Annotated in this window: 10 protein-coding genes; 9 read left to right on the top strand and 1 reads right to left on the bottom strand. The window is 35.4% G+C overall.

Annotated features, from left to right (window positions below):
* Nucleotides 1-112: 112 nt before the first annotated feature.
* On the bottom strand, nucleotides 113-868 hold the full coding sequence (locus ACECE_RS29110; protein WP_010245599.1) for a hypothetical protein: 756 nt from the start codon (nucleotides 866-868) through the stop codon (nucleotides 113-115).
* 186 nt (nucleotides 869-1,054) lie between these two features.
* Between ACECE_RS29110 and ACECE_RS0206275 the strand changes: the two genes are divergently transcribed.
* The 9 genes from ACECE_RS0206275 to ACECE_RS0206235 all read left to right on the top strand — a co-directional run bounded on the left by ACECE_RS0206275 (nucleotide 1,055) and on the right by ACECE_RS0206235 (nucleotide 10,675).
* A complete protein-coding gene (locus ACECE_RS0206275) occupies nucleotides 1,055-1,594 on the top strand; it encodes a sigma-70 family RNA polymerase sigma factor (RefSeq protein ID WP_235715917.1) in 540 nt (179 codons plus the stop codon).
* Nucleotides 1,584-2,735, top strand: coding sequence for a DUF4179 domain-containing protein (locus tag ACECE_RS0206270; protein WP_010245593.1), 1,152 nt, complete (start codon nucleotides 1,584-1,586; stop codon nucleotides 2,733-2,735). Before ACECE_RS0206275 ends, ACECE_RS0206270 begins: the two co-directional genes overlap by 11 nt.
* 48 nt (nucleotides 2,736-2,783) lie before the next feature.
* Nucleotides 2,784-3,533 carry a heparan-alpha-glucosaminide N-acetyltransferase gene (locus tag ACECE_RS0206265; protein ID WP_456048994.1) on the top strand — a complete coding sequence of 250 codons (750 nt, stop codon included), beginning with the start codon at nucleotides 2,784-2,786 and terminating at the stop codon, nucleotides 3,531-3,533.
* Nucleotides 3,534-3,617: 84 nt separating this feature from the next.
* Complete coding sequence (locus tag ACECE_RS26755; protein WP_010245587.1) at nucleotides 3,618-3,815, top strand: hypothetical protein; 198 nt, start codon at nucleotides 3,618-3,620, stop codon at nucleotides 3,813-3,815.
* 159 nt (nucleotides 3,816-3,974) lie between these two features.
* Nucleotides 3,975-4,436: a CtsR family transcriptional regulator gene (locus tag ACECE_RS0206255; RefSeq protein ID WP_010245584.1), complete on the top strand. Its 462-nt coding sequence runs from the start codon at nucleotides 3,975-3,977 to the stop codon at nucleotides 4,434-4,436.
* Between the two features lie 183 nt (nucleotides 4,437-4,619).
* Entirely contained in the window at nucleotides 4,620-5,114 is a 495-nt protein-coding gene (locus ACECE_RS0206250) for a UvrB/UvrC motif-containing protein (RefSeq protein ID WP_010245581.1), read from the top strand.
* A gap of 27 nt (nucleotides 5,115-5,141) precedes the next feature.
* Nucleotides 5,142-6,164, top strand: a complete 1,023-nt coding sequence (locus tag ACECE_RS0206245) for a protein arginine kinase (RefSeq protein ID WP_010245574.1) — start codon at nucleotides 5,142-5,144, stop codon at nucleotides 6,162-6,164.
* Between the two features lie 185 nt (nucleotides 6,165-6,349).
* Entirely contained in the window at nucleotides 6,350-8,782 is a 2,433-nt protein-coding gene (locus tag ACECE_RS0206240) for an ATP-dependent Clp protease ATP-binding subunit (protein ID WP_010245571.1), read from the top strand.
* Nucleotides 8,783-8,947: 165 nt separating this feature from the next.
* Entirely contained in the window at nucleotides 8,948-10,675 is a 1,728-nt protein-coding gene (locus tag ACECE_RS0206235) for a DUF5693 family protein (RefSeq protein WP_010245568.1), read from the top strand.
* Nucleotides 10,676-10,839 lie beyond the last annotated feature (164 nt).

Raw genomic sequence — 10,839 nt, 5'->3', positions numbered from 1 at the left:
GCCAATGCTCTATCGAAATTTGCGATAGACAAATTTGAAAGATTAATTGAGTATTATTATTTAACTTCCACATAAAAAATGGATTGGAGCTAGATGCCCAATCCATTTTTGACTATTGCTGGGGTCCTAACTTGTCCCTTATTTCCTGGGACGGATCAATGGGTCGAGGTATCTCGACACTTGGAATGTTAGGCTGCGGATTTATAACATCCGGCGCTGGATTTTGGTTTGGGTTGTTTATTCCAGGAACTGTCTGGTTGGAATTGTTTCTGGAATTATTCACATTTTGCAGGGTTTTAATTGCCTTTTCTTCAATATCACTGACTGTGATAAACTCATCAGAATTTGTACCTGAGATCTTTTTGTTTTTTGCCTCATTATATTTTTCTTTGCTTTTAAAGTAGGTATCAATATCAAGATCTGACTGCAAAGCAAGGAGATATTCGTTGAGAGCATCCTCTATGCTGTTAAAATCACTGTTTAATTTAACTAGATAGTATACTGCTTTTTGTTCATCTATTTTTGACAAAAGTTCGGAATATTTGGATGAATCGTCGGTGTTTTCACTTCCAATACCTGCGGGCTCCGTATTAATGCCTCTGAATGTTTCGATTTCATTTAATTGTAGTACTATTCTACTTACATACGATTGCGCAGATTCGATATCCTTTGTGCTATAGCCTTCTGATTTTAGTTTTTCAGTATAATTGATTTCACTTTCAGCTTTATTATTAGTTGAAGCTGGGCTAGTTATAGCAGAGGTTGGCTGAGTAGACGCCTTTTGTGCGGCGTTCTGCTCACAGCCTGTAAGTAAAAGTGCTGCTAATGTAATAGAAATAGCAATGTTTAAATAATAGCTTTTTTTCATAGCGTCCTCCTTGCGTTGTGTGGTATGTTTTTATTATAGCAGATACGAGTAAATGGTCTATACTTTATGAGATAATATTTTTTTGTAAAAATTGTAACCTTCTTATATTGTTTAAGGTCTAATGAGTGTACAGTACAAAGAATTACTTCCTAGCTGGGATTTGAGATGGAGGAGAGGGGTGGCAGTTTGGAAATAGAAAATATAGATGTAGATAAACTTGCAAAACAATCCATTAAAGGCAATGTAAAGGCCTATGGAGAGTTAATTGAAATGTATAAAGACTATTTATATAAGATTGCATTTTCATATACAAGAGATGAAAATATTGCTCTTGATGTGGTAAGAGATTGTGTAATTAATGGTTTTGAGAATATAAAAAAGCTAAGGCAGCCGGAATTTTTTAAAACTTGGATTACAAAAATCTTAATTAATGCAGCAAAGGATGTATTGAAGAAGTCGGAAAAGTACATTCTTTCAGATGCTGTAGAAGCATTAGAACCACTTGAATCATCGCCAATTGAGGAAAAACTGGATCTATATCAAGCTATTGATTTTTTACCTGATAATTATCGTTCAGTAATTGTTTTAAAGTATTTCAGCGATTTAAAAATAAGCCAGATATCTTATATTATGGGTATTCCTGAAGGTTCGGTGAAAAGCTATTTAAATCGCGCAAGGCAGGAATTAAAGAATTATTTGAAGGAGGATTACATTTATGAAGGATAAATTTGACCATATTTTTATTCCGATTCCGGATAGACTGGATGAAGTAATTGAAAGCAGCATGAGAGAAGTAAGAAAAATTCATAAGAGGAGAAAGTTCAAAAGGATAGGAGTCCTTGGGACGGCGGCTGCAGTTATAGTATCAATAGCCATCTGTGCCGCAAATCCTGCATTGGCTTCAAAACTGCCTATTTTAGGAAGAATATTTGCTAATGTTGAAAGAAAAGTAGTGTTTTCGGGAGATTATTCTTCTAAAGCTCAAAGTACATACAAAACAGCAGAGGATAACGGGCTCAAAATGACTGCATCGGAAATTTATTGTGATGGAAGTTCAGCGTACATTTCATTTCTAATAAAAAATAGTAAATCATTTGGAGAAGTGGCAAGTTTATATAGTGGTGCAGAAGGCCCTTTAACTCATCAGTTCTTATATACAGAAGGAAATTGGGGGATTGGAGTAGATGGACAGAAAAAGCAGTTAATGAACAACCATATAGAAGGTACACAAGTTGATAAGAATGCTTTTGAAGGAATGATAAAGTTGGATTTGACCAGCATTTCCGATAAAGCTTTAGATTCATTTGATTTATATCTTTCATTTAGTAAAATATGGGCTGATCAAGCGGACGGGTTTTCTATGTTAAAGATTGACGGGCAGTGGGATTTTATACTACCGATTACTGTTGATAGAGATAATACACGGACAATAGAAGTAAACGAAAAAAATTCAGTTGGCTATGGCATTAAAAATATAATTGTTACGCCATATGAAGTGAAAGTAGATTCGATTATACCAACTAGAGAGCTTTCTCAAAAAGAAATTGAAGGGTACTATGAGAGATTTAAAATAGCGTCGGAAAAACTTGTAGCAGATGGAAAACAACCTATTGATATTGAAAAAGAGATGGAAAATATCGCTAAATCCAAGTTGGCAGAATTTGCGATTACTATTTTTGATCAAGATGGCAATAGACTTGATTTTAATGAACAAAATGGAGCAACAGAGGTTTTTGCGGTAAAGGGTAAAAAATTGACTAAGTTATCTATTTATATAGGTACTGATGGTATTGATACTTTGAAAGAAAAAAGCCAGCAGAAGATGGAGGGAAAAGCTGTCTATAAAAGAGAAATTCTCCTAGACTAGCAGTAGGAGGTTTCCAAAAACACCCTTGCTAATGCGGCAATTTGTGGTATGATTAAGCTAAAAACGAGGGAGCTTGTACGAATGACGGACATCAAGAAAAAAGGACGCGTTTGGGAGATAGACTTTTTACGAGGCTTACTGATCCTTGCAATGATATATTTGCACGTGGTTTTCGATCTGCAGTGTTTTTATGGTATGAATCTTAATTATGATGGTGGGATTAATGATGTGATCGTAAAAATAGTCGGCAATTCATTTATTATGGTTTCAGGTATCAGTACAGCTTTTAGCCGGAGCAGCCTTAAACGTGGATTTTTAGTTTTTTCTATTGCTTTAGGAATAACGGCTGTAACCTATTTGATTAATCCGGAGTTTTTTATTGTGTTTGGTATTTTGCACTTTATTGGAGTTTGTATGATTGCTTCGCCTTTGTTAAAGAAACTTCCTACTCCGTGGCTGTTTGTTTTAAGTGCGGTTATTGCTGCCACAGCGGTTATCGCTGCCACAACGTCTATACTGCCTAACATTAAAGTTACCAATAATTATTTGTGTATGTTCGGATTGTACAATTCTGAGTTTACATCCTCGGATTATTATCCTATTTTTCCTTATGCGTGGGCATTTTTATTGGGAATGGGTTTGAGCAGGATACTTTATAAAGAGAAGAAAAGTATTTTTCCATTTACCATCAAAAGTAGATTTGTAAATTTCATTGGAAGAAATTCGCTATATGTATATATTATACATCAGCCTGTAATATTGGCCGTACTTGGAATTATTATGAATATTCCCAAATAATTGCTTTCAAAAAGTTTCAGTATACAAATACACTCCTCTGAAAAAAATAAATTAAATATTTATTTCAGAGGAGTGTATTTAATTATGGCAAATAAAAACAATAAAACTAATATCAAAGATGAAAGAATTGAAGATGTAACAATGTATGGTGAGTTTATATCATCATTTGACCAATGGATGACACCTGATAGACAACGGAATAGGGCAAGATATTTAGCCGAGGTTACTGAGGAAGTATCTCCAGATGATAAAGTTAAGAAAGACAATAAGAAAAGCAATTAGAAGTTTGGCTAAATAATTATTAATAAGAGTGATATATTTTAATTATTCGGATATTTTTAGCTATTTTTTGTGTTTTGCCTTGTTGAAGACAGGAAGGAAATATTTTATAATATTATTGAAAGTCAAAGAAAGTCAAAATCAATGCGGAAGGTGATGCACATGGCAAAACTTAGTGACTTAATAGAATCTTTTATAAAACAGTTAATCAGTGACACTGATGGGACTATTGAAATTCAGAGAAACGAGCTTGCCAACCAGTTTAATTGTGTACCTTCTCAGATTAATTATGTTATAGATACCAGGTTTACCACCGAAAGAGGTTATTATGTTGAGAGCAGACGTGGCGGTGGCGGGCATATAAGTATTAGAAGGGTTAGTATAGAGCATAAAGGTAAGAATTATCTTATGCACATTATCAATTCAATGGGAGACAATATCTCACAACAGTCAGCACTGGTATTTATAAACAATTTCGTAGACTATAGCGTTATTTCCGAAAGGGATGGATTGCTTCTGAAAGCGGCTACAAGTGACAAGGCATTGTCACTTGTGCCTGTGGAGCATAGAGGAAATATAAGAGCAAGTATATTGAAAAATATGTTGGTCAGTCTGTTGGTTTAGGAAAGATGAAATATAACTTCCAATGCTTTTTAGCATAAGGCTTACTTGATGGCAAATTGTCATGCAAAGAGCGGGAGCATTCATTTAGTCTGGTGGTATTATTAAGCGGATTGGTAAATAAACTTTATTAGATATTAGTAATGTTAAAAAGCGCTAGGAAGTCCTGTGAAAGGAGTGAGGCATATGTTGTGCCAGAATTGTCAAAAGAGGGTCGCCAATATACAAGTTACACAAGTTATAAACAACGCTAAAAATGTAATTTATCTTTGCGAACAATGCGCTAGGGATGAAGGAAAGATAATAATTGGATCTCCGCTTAGTGTTAACGACTTTTTCTCAGGACTGATTGGCTTCCCGGTAAGACCATCAGTTGCAGAACAGCAACTTGTATGCGATAAATGCGGAATGAGTTACGAAGAATTTAAAAAGATAGGCAAGCTTGGTTGTGAAAACTGTTATCAGGTTTACGGAGATAAGTTAATGCCGATTTTGAAAAGATTACATGGAAATCTTCAATATCATGGAAAGGTGCCCAAAAAGGTTTATGAGACTGTTAAAGTCTCAAAGGAAATAGATTCTTTGAAGGAGCAGCTGGATAAGGCAGTAAAAAGTGAAGAGTATGAAAAGGCGGCGGAAATAAGGGATAAGATTAGAGCATTGGAAAGCAGTGCATCATAGTTTGAAGCAGGATTTGGAGGTGGACTTATGGAAGGTTGGTATTATGAAAAGGGACCTGAATCGGATGTAGTTATGAGCAGTAGAGTGCGATTGGCACGTAATTTTAAGGACATTCCTTTTCCTTTTAAGATGAATAGGGAGGAGGGAGAAAAAGTAATAGAAAAAGTGAAGGATGCTATTTTTAATAGCAGCACTGCAACTAGCGATTTTGAATTTAAAGATATGCAGAAGATGAACCCTATTGACAAACAGGTTCTGGTGGAAAAGCATCTTATAAGTCCAAACCTTGCTGGAGGAAGAACTGAAAGTGCTGCAATAATCAGCAGTGATGAAAAGATAAGTATTATGATAAATGAAGAAGATCACCTTAGAATTCAATGTCTGTTTTCAGGCCTGCAGCTTGATAAGGCTTGGGAACTTTGTAATAGAATAGATAGTTTGCTTGAGGAAAATATAGATTACTCATTCAGTGAGAAGTATGGTTATCTGACTTGTTGCCCGACAAATGTGGGAACGGGTATTAGAGCGTCAGCAATGTTGCATCTTCCGGCACTTACAATGACAGGTTATATAAAAGGGATGTTGGAGATTTGCGGCAAGCTTGGTATAGCAGTTAGAGGGATTTATGGAGAAAACAGTGAGGCTTCCGGTAATTTATTTCAGATATCTAATCAGATCACATTAGGGCAATCTGAAGAAGAGATTATAAATAATATCATGAATATTGGAAACCAGATTATTAATCAGGAAAGGATATTAAGGTCGGAGTTGTACAAGCAAAATCCTTTCAGGTTTGAAGATAAAATTTACCGGTCTTTAGGCACACTATCTAACGCGAGAATTATTTCTTCGGAAGAGAGCTTTAAATTAATTTCTGATGTTAGACTTGGCGTAGATATGGGAATAATTAAAGACATAGAAGTAAGTAAGCTTAACGAGATACTTCTTAAGATTCAGCCGGCGAATTTGCAGATGAGTTTCGCCAAAACTTTAAGTCCTGATGAAAGGGATATTAGAAGGGCCGAAATGATACGAGAAAAATTAAATTGAATATATAGTGTTGTGCTTGGGATATTTTGGCGATAAACATATAGATAACGAAAAGTTAAGTTAAATCTATATATCACTTAAACGTTATCTAATTTAGATGAAAAACATCCTTTAAATATAATTTTAGAGTTTTTCATCTATAGTAGACAACAACATGACAATTTAATACGAAGGAGGATTTGAATATGTATGGACGTTTTACTGAAAAAGCAGAGAAAGCAGTAAGTCTTTCGCAGGAAAGTGCAATGACCCTTGGTCATAATTATGTTGGTACAGAGCATTTGCTGCTGGGATTAATTAAAGAAGGAAGCGGAGTAGCTGCCAAGGTATTGCAAAATCAAGGTATTACTGAAGATAAAGTTCTTAAAGAGATAGAAGAATTAATAGGCCATGGAGATTCAACTGGTGAACAGCCGTTAGGGTTTACGCCCAGAACTAAAAGAGTCCTTGAACTCAGCTTTAGAGAAGCGAGAAGGATGGGCCACAATTATATCGGAACTGAACATCTTCTGGTTGGCATATTGAAAGAAGGCGAAAGTGTAGCAGTAAGGATTCTGATGGATTTGGGACTTGAACCGCAAAAACTCTATTCTGAGGTTGTAAAAATGTTTAGTGAAGAAGCGCCAGGTACATCGGGCGTTCCTAAGAATAATGCTACCAGTTCAAATACACCAACGCTGAATCAGTTTGGAAGAGACTTAACTGATATGGCAAGAGAGGCAAAGTTTGATCCGGTAATCGGAAGAGATAAGGAAATAGAAAGAGTAATACAGATATTGAGCAGAAGAACAAAAAATAACCCTTGTCTCATAGGTGAGCCTGGTGTTGGAAAGACAGCTATTGCTGAAGGATTGGCACAGAAGATAGTTGAAGGCAATATTCCGGAAATGTTGAAAGATAAAAGAGTGGTGACTTTAGATCTGTCATCTATGGTGGCAGGAGCAAAGTACAGAGGTGAGTTTGAAGAAAGGCTTAAAAAGGCTCTTGAAGAGATTAAAAAGGCGGGAAATGTAATTCTGTTTATTGATGAAATGCACACAATTATTGGAGCCGGTGCAGCAGAAGGTGCTATCGATGCTTCAAATATTTTAAAGCCTTCTCTTGCAAGAGGTGAAATACAGGTTATAGGTGCAACAACACTTGATGAATACAGGAAGCATATAGAAAAGGATGCTGCATTGGAAAGAAGGTTCCAGCCTATTACGGTAGGAGAACCTTCAAAGGAAGAAGCTATAGAGATTTTAAAAGGTGTAAGGGATAAATATGAAGCGCACCATAGGGTTAAGATAACTGATGAAGCACTTGTAGCCGCTGTAAAGCTTTCGGATAGGTATATAACAGAGCGTTTCTTACCCGATAAAGCCATAGACTTAATTGATGAAGCAGCATCGAGGGTAAGACTTAAGTCATTTACAGCTCCGCCGGATTTAAAACAGCTTGAAGAACAGGTAGAAAAGTTAAGGAAAGAAAAAGAAGATTCTATAATATGTCAAGAGTTTGAAAAAGCAGCCAGGATAAGGGACGAAGAACAAAGGCTGAAGAACGAGCTTGATAAAGCGAAAAATGATTGGCAGCAAAAAAACCAGACTACAACCGATACGGTTACAGAAGAAGAAGTTGCTGGAATTGTTGCTGACTGGACCGGCATACCTGTTAAGCGTCTTGCTGAAGAAGAGTCAGAAAGACTTATGAAGATGGAAGAAACTCTCCATAACAGGGTAATTGGACAGGAAGAAGCGGTTAAGGCTATATCTAAAGCTATTAGAAGAGGAAGGGTAGGGCTTAAAGACCCGAAACGTCCTGTAGGTTCGTTTATATTCCTGGGCCCTACGGGGGTTGGTAAGACGGAACTTAGTAAGGCTCTTGCAGAAGCATTATTTGGAGATGAAAACTCTATAACTAGAATTGATATGTCCGAGTATATGGAAAAACACAGCGTATCACGTTTGGTTGGATCACCTCCGGGATATGTAGGATATGAAGAAGGTGGACAGCTTACTGAGAAAGTAAGAAGGAAGCCATATTCAGTGGTTTTGTTTGATGAGATTGAGAAAGCTCATCCTGATGTCTTTAACATACTGCTTCAGATTCTTGAAGATGGAAGGCTGACCGATTCGCAGGGAAGAGTTGTAGATTTCAGGAATACAGTAATTATCATGACGTCAAATGTTGGAGCAAGGCTTATAACTGAACCAAAAAGACTTGGATTTAGTTCGGCTAATGCCGAGAAGGCAAAAACCTATAGCGACATGAAAAATAATGTTATGGGTGAGCTCAAGAATACATTCAGACCTGAGTTTTTGAACAGAGTTGATGAGATAATTGTATTCCACCCGTTAGAAGAAGAGCACTTGAAGAGTATCGTAGGGCTTATGATTGAAAGTCTTGCGAAGAGACTTAAAGATAATGCCATAGCGTTGGAGGTTACCGATGATGCCAAGCTGCTTCTGGCTAAGAAGGGATTTGACCAGCTTTATGGAGCAAGGCCTCTGAGGAGAGCCATTCAAAGCATGGTGGAAGACAAGTTGGCAGAAGAAATGCTCGAGGGAAGAGTTAGAGCAGGAGATAAGGTAGTCATTGAAAGTAAGGAAGATGATTTGGTTTTGAATAAAGCATAAAAAATAGCCAGGGCGTTCAGCTCTGGCTATTTTAGTATTTGTCAATTCATAAGGGGGGATAAGGAACCTTTGGTAAAATAATAAAAGAGCAGTTCATGGTATTTGAAGTCAATAACTTCCCGTGTTATAATCTGAGAATAATAAAGTAAATGACGTTGGTGAAAAATGCGAAAAGTTTTATGGCTGGTTTTAATTGTAAGTACCATATTTTTAGTCCCTTTAATTAGTTTAAGGTTGTCAAATGAAATAAATAATAATTCAGTTATATTGGCGTGTGACTACCAAAAGTTTATTTCAAATAATAAATTATCGAATCAATTAAACTTTGGTGATCTTAGAGAATATAATATATCAAGCGTTATTTTAAATGAAGAGTCTTTGGGCAGTAATTCTGATAGACTAAATACCGTACTTTGTGAAAAAGTAAATAGCTATGGGCTCCAAATTATACTAAACCTTAACAGCTTATCCCATTCAAAAAGTTATTATAAAAGCCTGGAATCTATTATTCAAAAATACGGAATCAGATATCTGTTATTGTATAATTCGATTAAAGAAAATCCTTATCCCGTTAATCAGAATAGTTATGAAGATATTGAGGAATTAAGGTTATTAGTTATTAGAAATAACCTTATCTTTTTTGTTATGGAGAACGAAGAACAAACAGGTTATATCCCCATACCGGGACTTGATTCGCTTATAACCGGAACAAACTACAGTTTAAACAGGGCTTTTACCATTTCAAATTATCCATCAAAAGTTGCCACTCCGCAAGATGCTTCCTTGATGTGGTTTAGAGCTGTTATGGACAGAAATGTCAGGCTGGTTTGTATTGAGCCAATTTATAACTCAAAAGATTTTACATCTGATAACCGCGTTTTAGAAGTTTCAAAAGAGCTCTCTGAACGACTTACTGAAAGAGGTTTTTCTATGGATACCCCGATAAATAAGGTCAATCCAACTATTCCAGGTATACCTTACAGTATTCCGATTATTATTAATCTTATCGCCTCAATAGCCTTATTTATAAATTATATCGGAATTAAAAAGCCTTGTATTACTATATTTTCAATCATCCTTCCCTCTTTAGCAGGGTTTTTAATATTTGAGTTTATAAAACCAGAAACTAATATTTGGACGGCATTTGCAGCTGCTATTATCTATCCTTCTTTATCAAGTATAATACTTATGAATAGTTTGAAAAATCCATCGAAAAATATTTTTATATGTATTTGTAAGTCACTATTAAGGCTTTTCTTTATTAATGGAATTGGAATTTGTACGGTAATAGCGTCAATGTGTGATGTTCGATATACAATGCACCTTATTAACTTCAACATGGTTATACAGGCGTTTGTTATTCCACTGATTGTGTTCAATATAAACTTTATTTTTATCTCACAGGATCAATACCCTGTATATCAAAGAATAATAAACGATATTAAGCGTACAGGTATTAAGAAGTTTATATTTTCTAACCTTGTTTATATATTAAGTATCTCTGTTCTTATATATATATATTTATTAAGAAGCGGCAATTTTAATATATTGCCAGAATCCGCCATGGAGCTTGAGCTAAGAAAATTCCTGGAACTAACCATGTCAGCAAGACCAAGGACGAAGGAATTTATTATCGGCTATCCATGCCTGTTTGCGTTTTTGTATCTTTATCCCAAAAAGGTGTCCTATAAACTTCTAAGCTTTTTGGGAACTTTCTCTTCAATTATTGGAATATCTATTATAAACAGTTTCTGCCATGGATTTACTCCAGTACTGACTTCATTAAACAGAACTTTCAACGGATTATTACTTGGAATATTAACAGGGTGTGTTTCCTTGATAGCCTGTTCATCTCTATTAAAAGTAAAAGCAATTTTTTCTAAAGAGCAATAAAATAAATGGCAAATTTGAAAAGAAGCTGTCTGCTTTTTAATGGTCAATAATTACATATCTGTAAATGAATCTTTAGGTGGCATTTATATTAAAAGTTTATGGAATATTTCACACATTCTTAAAAAAATTCATATTCTATTATGTAAATAAACATTATGTGTAGT

Origin of the sequence: Acetivibrio cellulolyticus CD2 (assembly GCF_000179595.2) — a bacterium.
Lineage (GTDB): Bacteria > Bacillota > Clostridia > Acetivibrionales > Acetivibrionaceae > Acetivibrio > Acetivibrio cellulolyticus.
Note: the sequence above shows the minus strand (reverse complement) of the source record. Positions and strands in the feature narration are given on the sequence as shown.

Excerpts from the sequence above, each read along its gene's own strand:
- ACECE_RS29110 (WP_010245599.1), bottom strand. The coding sequence starts at position 868 with ATGAAAAAAAGCTATTATTTAAACATTGCTATTTCTATTACATTAGCA.
- ACECE_RS0206270 (WP_010245593.1), top strand. The coding sequence starts at position 1,584 with ATGAAGGATAAATTTGACCATATTTTTATTCCGATTCCGGATAGACTG.
- ACECE_RS0206265 (WP_456048994.1), top strand. The coding sequence starts at position 2,784 with ATGATTAAGCTAAAAACGAGGGAGCTTGTACGAATGACGGACATCAAG.
- ACECE_RS26755 (WP_010245587.1), top strand. The coding sequence starts at position 3,618 with ATGGCAAATAAAAACAATAAAACTAATATCAAAGATGAAAGAATTGAA.
- ACECE_RS0206255 (WP_010245584.1), top strand. The coding sequence starts at position 3,975 with ATGGCAAAACTTAGTGACTTAATAGAATCTTTTATAAAACAGTTAATC.
- ACECE_RS0206250 (WP_010245581.1), top strand. The coding sequence starts at position 4,620 with ATGTTGTGCCAGAATTGTCAAAAGAGGGTCGCCAATATACAAGTTACA.
- ACECE_RS0206245 (WP_010245574.1), top strand. The coding sequence starts at position 5,142 with ATGGAAGGTTGGTATTATGAAAAGGGACCTGAATCGGATGTAGTTATG.
- ACECE_RS0206240 (WP_010245571.1), top strand. The coding sequence starts at position 6,350 with ATGTATGGACGTTTTACTGAAAAAGCAGAGAAAGCAGTAAGTCTTTCG.
- ACECE_RS0206235 (WP_010245568.1), top strand. The coding sequence starts at position 8,948 with ATGCGAAAAGTTTTATGGCTGGTTTTAATTGTAAGTACCATATTTTTA.